We start from the raw sequence: 17642 nt of genomic DNA, 5'->3' as shown, positions 1-17642 counted from the left end.
AAAGCATCCTACTGTACCAACAACCTCAACTAGTTCATCTTATATTTTGTGGCGTATCCTTTTATCACCACCTTATCCACACGCTTTTTAATTAAGTTTTTGATCACGTGTTTTAATATAGACAAACTGGGTGGTAATCATCGTTGGTATGACTCTAATTTGTCATGAAAGTCGGATAGTAGCAAGACGCTATAATGTAAATAAATGTAAATAAATCTTATATTGACTGCTAAATTGTATATAATCGAAAAATTTTATTTTTAATAATCGCTTGCGTTAATATAACCTTTCTAAAAAGTGGTAAACATTTTTTAAGTCGCGTCTTATCTCAGCGCGCCTTAGTATTTCTTTTTGCGCTGAGTCGATGAGCCAATATTCATTGCTTCGCGGTATTTGGCCACTGTACGCCTTGCAATATCGATACCCTCAGCCAGTAGCTGAGCTTGAATACGGCTATCTGAGAGTGGTTTTTTTGGGTCTTCATCTGTGATCAGCTGCTTGATCATAGCACTGATGGCCGTTGACGAGATATCACCATCACTACTGCTCACATGCGATGAGAAAAAATACTTGAGTGAAAACAGACCTTGCGGCGTCAAGATACTTTTGCTGGTAGTCAGACGTGAGACTGTAGATTCATGCAAGCCAACTTCCTCTGCGACTTCCTTCAAAATGAGTGGCTGCATGGCAGTAGCACCCTGTTGCAAAAACTCATCCTGACGGCGCACGATGCTGCTAGCGACCTTTAATAAGTTTTGATTACGCTCTTCAATACTACGAATAAACAGTCTGGCATCGGTGAGGTTTTCGCGCAGATATTGATTATCAGGGCTATCGTCGCCACGCTTGACTAGGCTTGCGTACTCTTGATTGACACGCAGCTTTGGTAGCGTCTCTGGATTAAGGCGTACGTGCCAGCCACCATCTTGCCCTGCAATTTCAGCATTGTGATAACGTATGGGCGTTACGAGTACATCGGGAATATCATAGCTTTCTGGCTCCTGAACATAGTCAGGCTGACTACTCTGAAACGCCAATCCTGGTGCAGGATTTAACGTGCGCAGCAGCTCAAGTGCCGGTGTGATATGCGATGGTGACAAACCTGTGATATCGGTTAATGCTTTGATGTTATTACTGACCAAATGCTCGCTTGCTGATAGCAGTTTTTGAGCATATTCAAGGTGTTCGGTGTTAGGATCAAGTTTGGCCAGTTGGATAGCCAGACATTCACTCAAACTCTGCGCACCTACCCCTAGTGGGTCACAAGATTGAATGACACGCAGCACCACCTCAATCTCCTCGCGCTCAACCTGCTGCTCCCACTGATAAAAGCTGGCCATCATATTTAAGGTTTGTAACAACTCATCGATATCTAGCTGCACGAAACCCATGTCATCCATCGAATCGACTAAGTACTCTGCTATCACCGTATCCGTATCTGATAGGCGCTTAAAATTAAGCTGCCAACGTACATGATCCTGAATAGTAGCACTGGTACTGCCTTGGTAACTATCAAAATCATCAAAGTCCGCAAGCGCAGACGATGAGCTACCACTACTAAAGCTGCCCGTATCAAAGCTACTATAATCTATATCGCTCACGCTGTTTTGATAATCGCTGTCTTGGTTGTCACTGCTGGTGTAATCGCTGCTCTGATAGTCATTATCCATTGCAACATCGTCGATAGCATCATTATCGATGGTGGTTTGCTGCAACATATCTAAGCTGTCGTTAAAGGTATCTTCAAACTCGAAATCTGCACTCTCAACAGTGTCAGAGCCTTCTGCAGCCAAGCTCACTGTCGACTCATTGTTCCACATCTCAAGCGTCGAGAGCTCAGGATAGTCATCTACTGAGTCACTATCGAATTCATCATACTCATCTTCTTCCTCAACGCGCTCAAGCAAAGGGTTGCTGTCTAGCTTCGCCTGCACCTCTTGCGCCAACTCAAGGCTTGAGAGTTGAAGCAGTTTGATTGCTTGCTGCATCTGTGGCGTTAGCTTTTGCGAGGTGCTTAGCGTAGCTGCCAATCCGAACGACATACTCATGGCTGGTTTATTGCACTCCGGTAGTGGTGGTTTTGTCTATGTTATGCTAGTTAAACTGGTAACCTAACTGCGTAAGTCATGACGATAGCATTTTTCGTAGCCGCTTTGCTATGATAATCTCTCTTCTATGTCTCTAATCTGGTTATTTACTTTCGCATAGAGCCATATAAGCAATCAAAGACTAATGATAAACATCCGTCAACCCTTTAGAGCGTCTCCTTAATGCATTTTATAAAAAATCATATAAATAAAAAACCAGTTAAGAGTCACTGCATCTACAAATGCTAATTGAGAACAATACTATGAATGACATCACGAACGACACGATGAACAATAATAAGCTGACCGTCGCTGCGGTACAAATGAACACTCAGCAAGACATCGAAAACAACCTTGCCACTATTCAATCAGCCATCAGTGAGGCCAGTGCGCAAGGAGCCAAACTCATCGTACTACCTGAGAACTGCTGTAGCATGGGACGGCAGTTTCCAACTGCTGAGCGCTTTGACGAGCTATCAGCAACTCTAGCGGGCTATGCACGCGAGCAAGGTATTTACTTACTCGCAGGCACGCTTCCTTGTCTGTATCGCCCTGATGGTAATGCTGTACCTAATGGTCGTTTACGTCAAGTCAGCCTATTATTTGCGCCAGATGGCAAGATGGTGGCACGCTATGACAAGATTCATTTATTTACTGCAACCGTTGCCGACAAGCAGGGCAGCTATGATGAAGCCGCAACCTTTGAGCCAGGCACGCAGACAGTCGTAGCGCCTATTGAATTAAACGATACCAGCTTTCAACTAGGCATGATGGTCTGCTTTGATTTACGTTTTCCAGCACTGGCTCAGCGCTTGCGACAAGCTGGAGCCGATATACTGAGTGCACCTTCAGCCTTTACTTATATGACTGGTCAAGCGCACTGGTCACTGCTGTTGCAAGCGCGTGCCTTAGACAGTCAGTGTATGGTGATTGGAGCGGCACAGGGCGGTGAGCATCACTATAAAAACGGCAAGACGCGTGAGACATGGGGTCATACTGCGATTACTGACTTTAATGGCACAGTGGTAGACAACTATGATAATAGTGCGCTACAAGACGCAGCGGCTGACAACGACTATGCGCTAGTATTTGCCACTTTAGATAAAGAGGCGCAGCAGCAAGGCCGACAAAAAATGCCCATTTTTGATTGTCATCGTTTGGCCTAGCTTAGCATTTGGTAGAGCCTATTATTTAGTAGGTTCTAGCTTTCTTCTGTATCTTGCTTGATATGTGTGGCTCGCGGATGCGCTCGGTCATAAACTTGCGTCAGCTTGGCAAAGTCGACATGAGTATAGATTTGCGTCGTACTGATATCGCTATGTCCTAGCATCTCTTGAACGGCGCGCAAATCACCACTGCCCGAGAGCATATGCGAGGCAAAGCAATGACGCAGCAGATGTGGATATAGGTTTTGCGAGATGCCAGCACGTGTTGCTGCGACCTTGAGGCGCTGCTGCACTGCCCGTGTCGATAACCGCGTACCAAGCTTTTCACTGATGAATAACGCACTGTCTTGCTGCTCTACCCACAGATTACGATGCGGCAGATAACGGGTAATAGCGGCAGCAGCCTTTGCGCCTATGGGCACAATGCGGGTCTTATTGCCCTTACCCATCACGCGTACGCGCAAATCCGTTAAGTCTATGTCTGTCGTGTCGAGCGCGACCAACTCACCCACTCGTAGACCGCTACTATAAAGAAGCTCAAACATGGCCTTGTCACGCAACCACAGCCGCGCCTGCTCAGGAGTATCAGGAATGGGTTGATCCAGTAGCTGAGTCAACAAGTCTACATCTGCAATAGAAGGCAAAGGTCTCGGACTGCGTTTTAACTGGTAACCCGTGGTTGGATTAATACGTGCCAAATCCTCTTCAATCAGCCAGCCATAGAAGTGCCGGATAGCGGATAGCTCTTGCTGCACGCTGGCAAGCGCCAGCTTATCTTCGTCAAGGCGTTGACTGATATGCTGGGCAAGCTGACGCTTATCGCAGCGCGTCCAAGTCAGGCTTTTACCGCGCAAAAATAGCGCCAACTGACTCAGGGCAGCAAAGTACGCCGTCAAGGTATGCACTGAGTGATTGCGCACTGCTAAGGTATTGAGCCACCGATGCACAGGCGCAAGCAGCTCACGTAGCTGCTTATCAAGCTCCATCGATTCAGCAGGCATGTAGATATAGTCATCTTTTATAGACATGAGTGTTACCTAATACCAAATATATAAGCCCCTTTTAGCTGGCTGGATTGGGCTTAATACCCGCTTGCGCCATCAACCCATCTGGACTAAACACGCCTTCATAAACAAAGGCAGTTGGCCCCGTCATCATCACTGAATACCCTGGCTGCCAGCGGACTATCATACTACCGCCATATAGCTGTGCGCGTATCTCTTCACCTTCATCTAGCCAGCCTTCACGTATACCGATAGCAACTGCGGCACAGGCACCAGTACCGCACGCTTGCGTCTCACCGACGCCGCGCTCATAAACACGTAAGCGTATGTGCCGCTGGTTCATCACTTGCATAAAGCCGACGTTGACTCTGTCAGGGAATGCTGGATGCGATTCAATGGCCTTGCCTAGGTTTTCAACATCGGCATCCAGTACGTCGTCTACTTTGATAACGGCATGCGGATTGCCCATATTGGCCACATACAATTGTACTGGCGTACCATCTACGCTCAGATGATAGGCGTTTTGAATTTTAGTCGTGGCTTTTGGAGTAAATGGAATCTCGTCTGGCTCAAACTTAGGTTTGCTCATATCAACCTCAACCCAGCCGTAACGATCAGTGGTGAGAGAAATAATACCACTGGCCGTCTCAACACGCAGGCGCTGCTTAAATGACAGCTTGCGCGCTTGTACAAAACGCGCAAAACAGCGGGCGCCATTACCGCACTGCTCAACTTCGGTGCCATCAGTATTAAAAATACGATAACTAAAATCAACATCAGGGCGCATCGGCGGCTCAACGACGAGCAATTGATCAAAGCCGATTCCTAAGTGCCGATCACCCAATAATTGTACCAACTCCTTAGTCAGCTCTAGGCGCTGGGTCACCAAATCGATGACCATAAAATCATTGCCTAGGCCATGCATTTTAGTAAATTCTATTAGCATATCCATTTGTCCTATTCTATTTTTATGTGTCCGTTATATTAGCACGCTGCCTAGCACAATGATAACTATCACCGCACCAGAGGCCATATCCCTCTTAATAAAATAGAGACCATAAAAAACCCACTGTCATGATAACAATGGGTCCTCTCTATACTTCTATACTTTGAAATCCAGCTGGCTTAGCGACTATGAAACCTAACCAGCTATAGCGCTTATGTCTTTTGCGCGTGCTGGGTATTTTTTGCGCGTTATTCACCTTGCCATAGTGTCTCATTAGCATATAACTCTTCGAGACTTTCCCGCTGACGAATCAATTGATGGCTGTCTTCTGAGACCATCACCTCGCTTGCTCGCCCGCGAGAGTTGTAATTGCTACTCATGGTAAAGCCATACGCACCCGCGCCCGTGATCGCTAAGATATCGCCTGTCGCCAATGACAATAAGCGATCTTTTGCCAAGAAGTCGCCCGTCTCACAGATAGCACCGACGATATCCCACGGCTGCGTGCCAGCCGTATCTATGCCAGCACTGGGCAATACATTAGGAATCACCGCCATTTCGGCTTGATAAAGGGCTGGACGAATCAAGTCGTTCATCGCTGCATCAACGATAGCAAAGTTCTTATGTTCAGTTGGCTTGAGTACATCGACACGCGTCAATAATACGCCAGCATTGGCAACGACACTGCGGCCTGGCTCAAAGAATACCGTCATTCCAAGTTCTGTAAGCTTGGGTAATAGTGCCTGTGCAAATTCACTGATCGAAACGGGCGTTTCATCGATATAGCGCACTCCCAAGCCGCCGCCTAAATCAATATGACGCAGCTCAATGCCTCTGTCTTTCAGACTATGTACCAGCTCGATGACCTTATCCAAGGCGGCAATGAACGGCTCTACTTCCGTGAGCTGTGAGCCAATGTGACAGTCAATCCCAACGATATCGATATGCGATAAGTCCGCTGACTGTTCATAAACGTCCAATGCTTGCTCATGGGCAATACCAAATTTATTGTCCTTTAGACCTGTGGAGATATAAGGGTGAGTCTTGGCGTCGACATCTGGATTGACCCGCAGCGATATCGGCGCGCGCTTATCGAGCTGCTGCGCGACGTCATTAATCAGCATAAGCTCACTGACCGACTCAACGTTGAAGCAAGCAATACCTTGGGTAAGCGCATACTCGATATCATCGTGAGTTTTGCCAACGCCTGAAAACACCACTTTGCTGGCTTGTCCGCCTGCTGCCAGTACCCGCATAAGCTCACCACGAGAGACGATATCAAACCCTGCACCCGCCTGCGCGAGTATCCCGAGTACGGCAATGTTGGAGTTTGCCTTCACGGCATAGCAAATCTGATGGTCAATCGCAGCAAAGCTGTCGCTATAGTCTTGATAGACATCAAGGATTGCCTGTTTTGAGTAGACATAGCACGGCGTATCGTAGCGCTCTACCAGCTCACTGATACTCACCTCCTCCATACACAGCGCATCATAGCTATAGTGTAGTGCAGGTAGATGAGCCGTTAAAGCCATAGGGTCGACGTACAACCCTTGCTCAGTTTGGGTCGTTACGGATGCAGCTTGCAACTCAGAATTACTCATATCGGGCTCTCTCATCTAATCAATTCGTTAATATTAAAAGTTTTCAATTCAGCAGTTTATTCAGTGTGGCAATCTGTTAATAGTCATTGGGGTCATCACTAGCCTCTGCTCCAATAGCAATGGTTTCACTACTGGTATCGGTTAGATATAAATCGCCCTTTTGTCCGCAGCCAGACAATCCAACCATGACTGTACCAATTAGCAGCACATATAACGCTTGGCGATTGGCACCAACAGATGAGCCAGTATTTGAAGAGCGACGTATCGTAAACATAGGGCAATCAACCTTGCAACAGTATTGAGATGATAGGTGTATTTATTATTACCAGTGGCAGTTCCATGGTCAGATTTTTGACCGCCTAATAAGCCACTGAAAGTATGCTAAATATTTGTATAAGGTGGACACTAACAGGCGCTAATCATAGCATTATTCGCTAAAGCTGTGCTTATCTTAGCTTTTATTAGCAGTTTAAATCTATATAACCGGCTTGCTTGCAACAGACTATAACAGCATTATTGTTATTCAATAGGGCTTATATCTTTGTCTGACCTTTAAAACATTGGACATAGATAAGGGAGCTGCGTACTTATAAAAAACGCTTCATTCATGCTTTGACAAACTTTCTTACAATTTCAGTAATTTGTAATGTCCTTCTATATTAGTCAATAGATAGCAGACGCAGCGAGTGAACAGTTGTTATAACTAGTTGAGCACTACTTATTGTAATCCTTATAGTTGTCGTGGTATAACAGTCAAAACATGTTACATTATATGAAGACCTTGTGGTTGTAAGCGAGGTGCAAATACGCACCTCATATCTAGTTGCAACCCAATAATGATAGGCTATCAGCAGTGTTGTTTTTTGACAGACTCCACCGCAGCGCTAGCGTGGATGTAGCTGATATTTGTTTGTTCAATGGATGACTCATTTGTGATGACCCATCCCCTACTAAAACCATCTAAGGATAGAGCATGAGCGACAGCGTAACCACTACTTTTAACGATCTTAATGCTGGTAAATCAAAACTCACCAACCCTACTCTGGTACTAAACTGCGGCTCTTCTTCCATCAAATACGCTTTGATCAGTGAAGATGATTCTACCCGTATCACTGGTCTGGCTGAAAACTTAGGCCTAGATACCGCCCGCATCAAACACACTACTTTGAATGGTGAAAAGTTAGAAATTACCATTCCAGGTGGTCGTCATGAATTGGCACTACAAAAAATCCTTGCGCTACTTGAGCAATATGACTTTATCGCTGTTGGTCATCGCGGTGTTCATGGTGGCCGAGAGTACTCAGAAGCAGTACGTGTGGACGAGCATGTATTATCAGAAGTAAAACGCCTAAAGGTACTAGCGCCGCTACACAACCCTGCCAACGCTTTAGGCATCGAAGCTGTCCAAGCCATCTATCCTGAAATCCCGCAAGTCGTCGTCTTTGATACGGCCTTCCACCAAACCATGCCAGCGGTGGCTTACCGTTATCCGCTGCCAAAAGCCTTATACGAAGAACACAAAATCCGTCGTTATGGTTTCCATGGTACTTCCCATGCTTACGTCTCAGAACGTGCCAGCGAGATTACGAGTGCTGAAGGGCCACATGGTTGGTTGACTGCGCATTTAGGTAACGGCTGCTCTGCAACTGCTGTCTATGATGGCAAGAGCTTAGACACCAGTATGGGTCTGACCCCTCTTGAAGGCCTGATGATGGGGACACGTAGTGGTGATATTGATCCTAGTCTGCATGTCCATCTAAAGCGTCAGCTGGGCATGAGCCTAGAAGAGATCGATAAGATGCTCAATAGCGAAAGTGGTCTGCTTGGTATCTCAGGCTTATCAAATGATTTGCGTACCATTGAGCAAGCCGCTAATGAAGGTCATAAAGATGCCCAGCTCGCGATTGAGATGTTCTGCTACCGTGTGGGTAAATACCTTGCCAGCCTAAGCTGTGCCCTACCTGAATTCACTGGTATTGTCTTCACTGGTGGTATCGGTGAAAACTCAGCGACCACCCGTGCGCGTATCTTGAATGTCATACGTCATTTTGGCATCAAGTTTGATGAAGACAAAAACGCCTCTCTTGTTGGCGGCGCAGAAGGCAGCCTTCACAGCGATGATAGCAGTATTGAGCTGTGGGTTATCCCAACTGACGAAGAATGTCAGATTGCCAAAGAGACTCGCCAAACATTGGGACTAGACTAAGCGCTGAGTCGCTATTAACTGCCTGTTTTAGAAGCTGAGTTTATAGAGATTAACTGTCTAAATAATCGCCTCTTGCAAAGCCAAGCTGAGCGATACTATTCTTAACGATTGTGCGGCGCTGCTATTGATCAATTAGATGAATAGCAGCCCAATCTCACTCAGTGATGCTAAATGTTAATACTTATTTTACCCAGCTATGAGCTCGGTAAAGCAGCAACTCTATAAAACAGCCATTCTATAAAACAGCTCTGATGGCAATAGCAGTCAGCAGTCTCTCCTCCCTCAAGGACATATTAATAGATAGTAGGATACGCTATGCAAACCATTTTACTCGTTCCTCTTAGCCGCGGTATCGGTGTCACTTCAGCCGCTCTCGGCTTGATTCGCGCGCTTGATTACAACGGCGTCAAAGCCGGCTTTATGAAGCCATTTTTGCAAGACGATACCTTAGACAAACAAAGCAGCCTAGACAGCTCAAGTGCCTTGGCCATGCACGCCTTCGGTCTGACCCCGCCTAAATCCATCAATCGCCAACGTGTCGAGCGCATGATTGGTGATGACAATCTGGATGACTTGATGGAAGAAGTGGTTGAAAACTATCACTCCATCGAGGGTGATTATGGCGTCGTCATCTGTGAAGGCTTGGTGTCGACCACAGAAGCGTCTTACGCCTCACAAGTCAACCGTGCCATTGCCCACGCCCTAGATGCCAAAATCATCTTCGTCAGTAACGTCGATACCAGCAAACCTGCTCATCTGGCAGACAAACTAGACGTCCATGCTCGTGAGTTTAGCGGTATGGGCTCTGATCGTACTTTGGGCTGTATCTTGATGCGGGTGAATATACCAAACACCCTCGAAAATCAGCCCGTTGCCCCTGGCGAGGCGATTGTTAGCTTAGATGAAGGTTTCATTCAAGAAGTGCAACGTCTGTCACCCTACTTTGATACCGAGCAATTTCGCCTGATAGGTGTGGTGCCTTTTAGCGATTCTTTATCCGTACCCCGTACATGGGATATCGCGGCTGAGCTTGATGCCACTTGGATCAATGTTGGTGAAGCCAAAACACGCCGCATCAATGATATCAGCTTGACCGCACGCTCAGTGACACGCGTGGATGAAGTGTTCAAACGTGGCACTCTCGTCGTGGTACCTGGTGATCGTGATGAGTTACTACTGGCAGCCGCACTGGCTTGTATTAATGGTGTTCCGCTAGCTGGCTTGGTACTCACGGGCGGCGTCACGCCAAACGCTACTGTCGCCGAGTTGTGGCAGTCTGCTCTGGAGACTGGCCTACCTATCATGAGTGTTGAATCTGATAGTTTTGAGACCGTACAGAGCCTCTTGAACATGAGCTCTGAGATTCCAAGTGATGACACTGAACGCGCTGTAGAAGTTACGCGCTATGTAGCAGCGCATTTAGATTTGGGCTGGATTAAAGAGCAGTTCAGCGGCGAGCACAAACCGCGCTTATCGCCAGCTGCGTTCCGTCATCAGGTGGTCAAAAAAGCCCAACACGCCAAAAAACGGGTGGTACTGCCAGAAGGTTCTGAGCCGCGTACAGTAGAGGCTGCTTGTATCTGTCAAAGCCGTGGTATCGCTAACTGCGTGCTACTTGCAAAGCGTGAAGATGTGGAACAAGTCGCCAAAAACCGCGATCTTATCCTGCCTGAAGGCTTAGAGATTATCGACCCTGCAAGTCTCGATATGAGCAAATATATAGATGCGGTGGTTGAGCGCCGCAAAGGCAAGACCACGCCAGAGATGGCGGCTGAACAGCTTGAAGATACGGTATTCTTAGGTACCATCATGCTACAGATGGACGAAGTGGATGGCTTGGTTTCTGGTGCTATCCATACCACTGCCAATACTGTGCGCCCAGCGTTTCAGCTGATTAAGACAGCACCGCAATACTCACTGGTATCATCGATCTTCTTTATGCTCTTACCTGAGCAAGTGGTGGTCTATGGTGACTGTGCGATTAACCCAAATCCTAATGCTGAAGAGCTGGCTGAGATTGCTATCCAGTCTGCTCAGTCTGCTGCGGCATTTGGTATTGAGCCAAAAGTTGCGATGATCAGCTACTCAACAGGCGCCTCAGGTACCGGCGCAGATGTCGAAAAAGTCATCAAAGCCACGCAAATAGTCCGTGAGCGTGCCCCTCATCTGGCAGTCGATGGCCCGCTGCAGTATGATGCGGCATCAGTGATGAGTGTCGGTAAACAAAAAGCGCCAGACTCGCTTGTCGCTGGTCAAGCCAACGTCTTTATCTTCCCAGATTTAAACACCGGTAACACCACTTATAAAGCGGTACAGCGTAGCGCCAACGTCGTCAGTGTTGGACCGATGCTACAAGGTCTAAACAAACCTGTTAATGACTTGTCCCGTGGTGCGTTGGTTGATGACATCATCTATACCATCGCTCTAACCGCCATTCAAGCGTATAGTGATGAGATTTAGTAGGGTATAGTATTTAACCCAAAGCAATATTTAACTCAAAAGCACTCTTTTATTTAGCCGACTGTCATAACGATGGTCGGCTTTTTGGTGCTGATCGTTTCAAACAGCTACTGAATCAGTGTACTTCTTATCAGCTGCGCTCTACAATATGCTCAACTAATCCTGCATAACTCTGTTGCTCACTCATTTATGTCAAATAACGCCAATAGTCATCATGACCAAAACCCTGCGCCAGCCATTCGCGCGTATCTTGGCGGCTCATTCGACCCTGTGCATAATGGCCATTTGCAAATGGCGATGTCTGTTTATAAGCATTTGTTACCCATCGCAAAGCGGCAACAACGCGAACTGCAGGTGTCATTATTACCCAATGCTCGCTCTCCCTTCAAAGACCGCAGCACTAATCCTGCACACCGTCTAGCCATGTTAAAACTAGCGACGCAAGAGACGCCTCTACAGATTAGCGAGCTTGAGCTATGGCAGACACCGCCTGTCTATACTATCGATAGCGTACAAACTCTGCGCAAACGCTACCCTGATGACAGCCTGATATTTATCATGGGGATGGATAGCGCACGGACGCTGGCTAAGTGGAAGGATGGCCTACAACTGACTGACTATGTGCATCTCTGGATCTTTAACCGTATAGAAAACCTTAATTTATCAGATGCTTCGTCATCTAATCTATCGATGCCAAGCGTCGCAACACCTCAAGAATACGACAACGCAGACACTCTGTGCGCCCAAGATATCACCCGTCTCTGCAGCGAGCTTCCCGCGCAGCTGCGAGCACAGGTCACTGAAACAGCGCTAGACTTAGTGCAGCCTTTCAGCTACTCTGCTCAAAACTGCGCGCTCTTGAAAAAAGGCGACCAAGGACGCATTTATATTGACCAGCGCCAAGTCAATGCCATATCCAGTACTGACATACGCAAACAGCTACAAATGCACCCTACTAAGGCCGATATCGAGCCAAATAACGTGAGCAGATTACTAAATCCTGCTGTTTATCAATATATTATCGCCCATCAGCTATATTCTGCGACTCAATTCCGTTAAAATCACCTTATCTATGTCATTGCGCATCAGCATCTTATATACGAATGGTTAGAGTTCGTTTTAGATAATGTCAAATGACCATTTATTCCTTTTATTTTTAATGACTATTGATTACTTCATTTTTAATGACAACGATCCAAGAGACCAATATTTATGATCAAAACCATGACTAACGAACGCTTAGAAGAGTGCTTAACCTTAGTGAAAGATGCCTTAGATGGTATGAAAGCTAAAAACATTACTGTACTTGATGTAGAAGAATTGACTGACGTGATGGAGCGTATCGTCATCGCTGACGGTACTTCTAAGCGTCATGTACGCGCCCTTGCTGACAATGTCGGTGCAGCGGCCAAAGAAGCTGGCTTTATGCCACTTGGCCGTGAAGGCGGTGCTGACTCTGAATGGACACTCATCGATTTGGGTGCTGTCGTCGTACACATGATGACGCCACAAGCTCGTGAGTTCTACGATCTGGAAGGTCTATGGTCATCACCTGAGAGCCTAGCTGAGCTGGTCGCCACGCCACGTGAAAAGAAAGCCGGTCGCCGTAACTAAGACGGCCCTCTCAAATATACTGTTACAGCAAAAGACCAGATGAATATTCTGGTCTTTTTTTTGTTTAAATATTAGTCAACATAAAGAACAAAACAAGCTGAAAGCCACCCATGATTGCGCTAATATAGCTCTATTAGATAGTATCTGTTTACACTATCCCTTGTTTATATTATCAATGGCAATTAGGAAGAGCAATGAGCATAGAATCCATCACCTCTACGACAGAACACCTCAATAAAGACTTCAATGCTACCCTGCCCCTACATATCGCCAACCTAGTCTGCGTACGTACTGGTAAAGCCATGCCGTTCGCCCGTGAAGAAATGAGTGCCATTGATAAAGCGCCAATCAAAGCCCCTGTCGCCGTCAACTTTATGGGCTTAAGCACTGATGAGCAAGCTGATCGCAAACATCATGGCGGCCCACTAAAAGCAGTGCATCAAATGCCAACGGCGACTTATGAAAAGATTAACGCAGAGTTTGATCTAAAGGTGCGTATCGGTACTTTGGGTGAAAACTTAACAACCGAAGCCGTAGACGGATTGCCAGAGATGGACGAGTCTACTGTTTGTATTGGTGACGTTTTCCAATATGGCAATATTGACGATACCAATTATGATAAGAGCAATAGCGTGCAATTAAGAATCGTGCAACCACGCCGCCCCTGCTACAAAATAAACGACCAAATCGGGCAGTTTACCAAAGTGCCAAACATAGCCGCATGGGTGAGCAAGCAAGGCATCGCGGGTTGGTACTTTCAGGTGGTGCGTGATGGGCTGATTGACGCGAATTTGCCCGTATATTTAATCGAACGTCCCTATCCGTTTGCAACGCTCTCGAGGCTGTGGCAGTTGTCGAACTCAAAAGAGAAGTATGACGCTAAAGTGATTGAGCCTTGGCTGGCGATTGAGTGTTTGGAGGACAGTTGGAAAAAGGTGCTTCAGAAGAAAATTGAGAAAGGTTAAGGTATTGTAACTCAAAATATTAAAGCACTGCTAATCTATATTGGTGTATAGATAAAAATCAATATAGGGTCTGTTTGATTATTCTATCTTGGCACTGACAGAGACTATTTTTTAGGCGATTCAAAGGTGAAAATAGTAAGTTTAGTCATTCTAAGCGTCTATTTTTAGCAATGAAACGGGAAAAGATAGGCTTGTCTCTATGAGCTGCTGCTAAAATCGCTCTATTCGTTGTAAAAATATAGCCAATGCAATGAGCATTACCTGCAATTTTTACTTAGACTAGACCAATTTTAGCTATCAGCAGTGCTCATTTGTGAATGTTCAACAGACCCTAGTATTTTATACTCATATTTTGTAAACTATTGCTAATAATCTATATATTGTGCTTATAGGATAATTAAACACAATATACTGTGAGCAAACTCTTTACCTTAAAATGCAACTAGAAAGTAGTTGCAAACCTCGTGTGCAATTAGGTACTATATGTCTAAGTCAGAAAAACTTATAAAACGTTTCAAAACCGTTCCCGCAGATTTCACATGGGATGAGTTTGTGAAGTTGTTGTCTTTGCATGATTATCAATTAGCAAAAGGTAGCGGCTCCAGAAGAAAGTTCATCAATAAGAATACTGGCTTATCTATGAGTTTCCATGAACCTCATCCACAATCTATCATGAAAAGATGCTATATACGTCAAGTTATTCAGCACTTTGATGATAATAAGGTATGGTCAAACAATGGCTAACAAACAACACTTCTCTTATAAAGCTTATACTGGTTCAATAGAATTTAGTACAGAAGATATGTGTCTTTTTGGCAAAATTCAAATGATTCAAGACCTAGTTATGTATGATGGTAAGACTTTAGAAGAATTAAAATTATCTTTTGAATCTGCTGTTGATGAATATTTAGAGATGTGCGCAGAAGAAAATATATGTCCTGACAAACCCTGTAGCGGTACTTTTAATGTTCGTATGTCAGAAAGTATGCACCGAAAGAGTATTCATGAGTCTAATATTTTAGGTATCACTTTAAATAGTTTTATTTCCAAATGTGTGGAGAACTATTTTACAGAGAATACGCTAAAAGATAGTTACATATTTATTGATAAAAACACGTTTATAGAACAGTTTACTCACCCTAAAAGCTATTCTACAGTAGGCTCTGAGATTGATTTTGACTATGATTATTCCGTTAAGCCTAAGACGTTTACTGTTTCAAAAGCTGTGCAGTAATGGAGGTAAGTGTCATGAATAAAGAAAGAAATGTCGAAGCTCAATACAGTATGACTGAATTAACAAAGCTTATCCTGAAAAATGAAGAGATTACTGATGGGCATTATTTAGCAGTAATTATTCCAGATATCACAGGTGGACAGATAAAATCTAATACTGAGGATAAGTCTACTCAAGGGTTGATAATTGAGTTTAATACTATCAAGCTAATAAAAGTGGAAGCAGATACTGACAATGCTGTTGATGCCAGTCAACTAGTTGATGAATAAAATATATTTCTTGATTATCTAAATCCTAATAGCTGTATTATACGTGAAAGGTGGACTTTAAAGTCCACCTTTTCTGTATCTAAAGTCCTACCAACTTAAACTGTCTTTTAAACCACTTCCCCTGTGCCGAGCATTTCATTCATGGCAAAAAACATCACCTCTTTAGCGCTAGCATCAGTATTAACATCGTTTATGACAGTGCCACTTATCGGCTGCGTCGCCACCTCAGAGCCGCGCTACCTTATCGATAGTGAAACCTATCAAGCCCAAGGCAAAAGCGAGCGCATTAAAACTATTGTCCTGCACTATACAGTCTCAGATAATGAGCGATCGATAAAGACCTTGACCACTGGTCAGGTCAGCTCCCACTACCTGATCTTATCCAGTGACGATGATAAAATTTATAACCTCGTGCCCGAAAGCGAGCGTGCTTGGCATGCGGGTGACAGCGGGTTTGCAGGTAGAACCATCCTCAACGATACCTCTATCGGCATCGAAATTGTAAATAGCGGTATTAAACCTGAATATCGAGACGCGCTTAGAAATAGCGAGCTAGAATATCGACCTTATGAGCACTATGTGGAATTTGATGAGTTGCAAATTAAAAAGGTCGCGCAGCTATTACAGGATTTGGTAAAAAGATATGACATCTCTCCAAAAAACATCGTTGGTCACTCTGATATAGCGCCGTCACGCAAAATCGACCCCGGTGCCAAGTTCCCTTGGAAGCGACTGTATTTCGAGTACGGCGTTGGCGCTTGGTATGATGAATTTGACAAGCAATTCTTTATGCATCCAGACGAGTTTGCAGCAGCAACGATACCTGAGATTAAGCAAGCCTTTCGTAATTATGGCTATCAAATCAACGATACAGGCGAATGGGATAAAGCCAGTCGCAATGTGGTTTATGCGTTTCAATTGCATTTCAGACCGCAGCGTCCAACGGGAGAGCTAGATTTAGAGACTTATGCTATTTTAAAGGCACTCAATAAGAAGTATGCTGGTCGTGATAACTTTTATTGAGATTGAATTTAAAGCCTTGGCAAAACGGTGTTCTTTAACTGATATTTGCTAATCAAACTTGTTAATCAATGCTTGTTAATCAGTATTTGCTAATGAGGTATCTTATGACACTACGCATCCATGCTCTATTCCACACCGATTATGAAGACTTTAACTTCATCAAGCAGTGGGCAAACAGTCACAATCATACTCTTAACCTCAGTCGTTCTTACGATGATGATGCCCTGCCAGCGCTAGATAGCTTTGATTGGCTCATCGTGATGGGTGGACCGATGAGTGTCCATGATGAAGAAAAGCATCCTTGGCTCATCGCGGAAAAACGCTTGATTAAACAAAGTGTTGATGCAGGCAAAACGGTCATCGGTATTTGCTTAGGGGCGCAGCTTATCGCCCATTGTTTGGGTGCTAGCGTGCAGCCGTCTGGGGTAAAAGAAATCGGTTGGTTGCCGATTCGACTCACGCCAGCAGGTCAGGCGCATCCTCTATTACAAGATTTGCCCAAGCAAGATTTTGCCGTTTTTCACTTTCATGGTGATGGTTTTGACTGTCCAAAAGGTGCTAGCATTATTGCATCGACGGATGCTTGGGCGAATCAAGGCTTTGTCTATCAGACCCCACTGCATAAAGAGCTGGGCACTTGGTTACTGGCGTGGCAATGTCACTTTGAAGTGACCAAAGAGAGTCTTGCCAAGATGGTAGTAAATGGTAATAACTCCATTCAAAGTGGACTGAAAGAATATCCCAAAACCGTGCAATCACCCGCTGAGATAATCGCACTGGGTGATAAATACATCGAAGAAAATAACGCAAGACTATCCGCTATGCTAAATCGGATAGCTGAAAAATAAATAGTAAGGAGAATAAACCATGAGTGACTCACAACATGACGAACAAGATGAGCTTCAGAAATATCTAGAAGAAAAAGCCAAACAAGAACAAGAAAAGAAGCAGGAAGTTGAGCCCCTCTCTGAATATGAGGCTTGTGTGTTGAGGGAGAGTGCTAGGGTTAAGGAGTTGATTGCTGAGGCACGGAAGGGTTTGGATAGTGATTAGCTGGAGAATTATGA

Annotated in this window: 17 protein-coding genes; 12 read left to right on the top strand and 5 right to left on the bottom strand. The window is 45.1% G+C overall.

The window, feature by feature from the left end; genetic code table 11:
• Positions 1-338: 338 nt before the first annotated feature.
• Positions 339-2048, bottom strand: a complete 1710-nt coding sequence (gene rpoN / locus JMX03_RS01585; protein WP_201593996.1) for an RNA polymerase factor sigma-54 — start codon at positions 2046-2048, stop codon at positions 339-341.
• 302 nt (positions 2049-2350) lie between these two features.
• On the opposite strand from rpoN, the gene JMX03_RS01580 reads away from it, so the two are divergent.
• A complete protein-coding gene (locus JMX03_RS01580; protein WP_201593995.1) occupies positions 2351-3253 on the top strand; it encodes a carbon-nitrogen hydrolase family protein in 903 nt (300 codons plus the stop codon).
• Positions 3254-3288: 35 nt separating this feature from the next.
• Here the strand turns inward: JMX03_RS01580 and JMX03_RS01575 are convergent, their stop codons facing one another.
• The 4 genes from JMX03_RS01575 to lptM all read right to left on the bottom strand — a co-directional run bounded on the left by JMX03_RS01575 (position 3289) and on the right by lptM (position 7078).
• Positions 3289-4281 (bottom strand): tyrosine recombinase XerC, encoded by a 993-nt coding sequence (locus tag JMX03_RS01575; protein WP_201593993.1) that lies wholly within the window; start codon positions 4279-4281, stop codon positions 3289-3291.
• Positions 4282-4315: 34 nt separating this feature from the next.
• A complete protein-coding gene (gene dapF / locus JMX03_RS01570) occupies positions 4316-5203 on the bottom strand; it encodes a diaminopimelate epimerase (RefSeq protein WP_201593991.1) in 888 nt (295 codons plus the stop codon).
• Between the two features lie 248 nt (positions 5204-5451).
• Entirely contained in the window at positions 5452-6804 is a 1353-nt protein-coding gene (gene lysA, locus JMX03_RS01565; RefSeq protein ID WP_201593989.1) for a diaminopimelate decarboxylase, read from the bottom strand.
• Positions 6805-6880: 76 nt separating this feature from the next.
• The gene (gene lptM / locus JMX03_RS01560) at positions 6881-7078 is read right to left on the bottom strand and encodes an LPS translocon maturation chaperone LptM (protein WP_201575946.1); all 198 of its coding nucleotides are present in this window, start codon (positions 7076-7078) and stop codon (positions 6881-6883) included.
• 699 nt (positions 7079-7777) lie between these two features.
• On the opposite strand from lptM, the gene JMX03_RS01555 reads away from it, so the two are divergent.
• The 11 genes from JMX03_RS01555 to JMX03_RS01505 all read left to right on the top strand — a co-directional run bounded on the left by JMX03_RS01555 (position 7778) and on the right by JMX03_RS01505 (position 17628).
• Complete coding sequence (locus JMX03_RS01555; protein ID WP_201593987.1) at positions 7778-9010, top strand: acetate/propionate family kinase; 1233 nt, start codon at positions 7778-7780, stop codon at positions 9008-9010.
• Positions 9011-9325: 315 nt separating this feature from the next.
• Positions 9326-11470 (top strand): phosphate acetyltransferase, encoded by a 2145-nt coding sequence (gene pta, locus JMX03_RS01550; protein ID WP_201575950.1) that lies wholly within the window; start codon positions 9326-9328, stop codon positions 11468-11470.
• A 189-nt stretch (positions 11471-11659) separates the two neighbouring features.
• The gene (nadD, locus tag JMX03_RS01545; protein WP_201593985.1) at positions 11660-12529 is read left to right on the top strand and encodes a nicotinate (nicotinamide) nucleotide adenylyltransferase; all 870 of its coding nucleotides are present in this window, start codon (positions 11660-11662) and stop codon (positions 12527-12529) included.
• Between the two features lie 153 nt (positions 12530-12682).
• Positions 12683-13084 carry a ribosome silencing factor gene (gene rsfS / locus JMX03_RS01540; RefSeq protein ID WP_201593983.1) on the top strand — a complete coding sequence of 134 codons (402 nt, stop codon included), beginning with the start codon at positions 12683-12685 and terminating at the stop codon, positions 13082-13084.
• A gap of 194 nt (positions 13085-13278) precedes the next feature.
• Positions 13279-14049: an MOSC domain-containing protein gene (locus JMX03_RS01535; protein ID WP_201593981.1), complete on the top strand. Its 771-nt coding sequence runs from the start codon at positions 13279-13281 to the stop codon at positions 14047-14049.
• A 483-nt stretch (positions 14050-14532) separates the two neighbouring features.
• Positions 14533-14793, top strand: a complete 261-nt coding sequence (locus tag JMX03_RS01530) for a type II toxin-antitoxin system HicA family toxin (RefSeq protein WP_201593978.1) — start codon at positions 14533-14535, stop codon at positions 14791-14793.
• Complete coding sequence (locus JMX03_RS01525) at positions 14786-15283, top strand: type II toxin-antitoxin system HicB family antitoxin (RefSeq protein ID WP_201593976.1); 498 nt, start codon at positions 14786-14788, stop codon at positions 15281-15283. Before JMX03_RS01530 ends, JMX03_RS01525 begins: the two co-directional genes overlap by 8 nt.
• A 14-nt stretch (positions 15284-15297) precedes the next feature.
• Positions 15298-15552, top strand: coding sequence for a hypothetical protein (locus tag JMX03_RS01520; protein WP_201593974.1), 255 nt, complete (start codon positions 15298-15300; stop codon positions 15550-15552).
• A gap of 141 nt (positions 15553-15693) precedes the next feature.
• Positions 15694-16575, top strand: coding sequence for an N-acetylmuramoyl-L-alanine amidase (locus tag JMX03_RS01515; RefSeq protein ID WP_201593972.1), 882 nt, complete (start codon positions 15694-15696; stop codon positions 16573-16575).
• A gap of 104 nt (positions 16576-16679) precedes the next feature.
• On the top strand, positions 16680-17423 hold the full coding sequence (locus JMX03_RS01510) for a type 1 glutamine amidotransferase (RefSeq protein ID WP_201593970.1): 744 nt from the start codon (positions 16680-16682) through the stop codon (positions 17421-17423).
• A gap of 19 nt (positions 17424-17442) precedes the next feature.
• The gene (locus tag JMX03_RS01505) at positions 17443-17628 is read left to right on the top strand and encodes a hypothetical protein (RefSeq protein WP_201593968.1); all 186 of its coding nucleotides are present in this window, start codon (positions 17443-17445) and stop codon (positions 17626-17628) included.
• The last annotated feature ends 14 nt before the right edge of the window (positions 17629-17642 follow it).

The organism is Psychrobacter fulvigenes, from assembly GCF_904846155.1.
In the GTDB taxonomy this organism is placed as follows: Bacteria; Pseudomonadota; Gammaproteobacteria; order Pseudomonadales; family Moraxellaceae; genus Psychrobacter; species Psychrobacter fulvigenes.
This window is presented reverse-complemented; position numbering and strand designations above follow the sequence as displayed.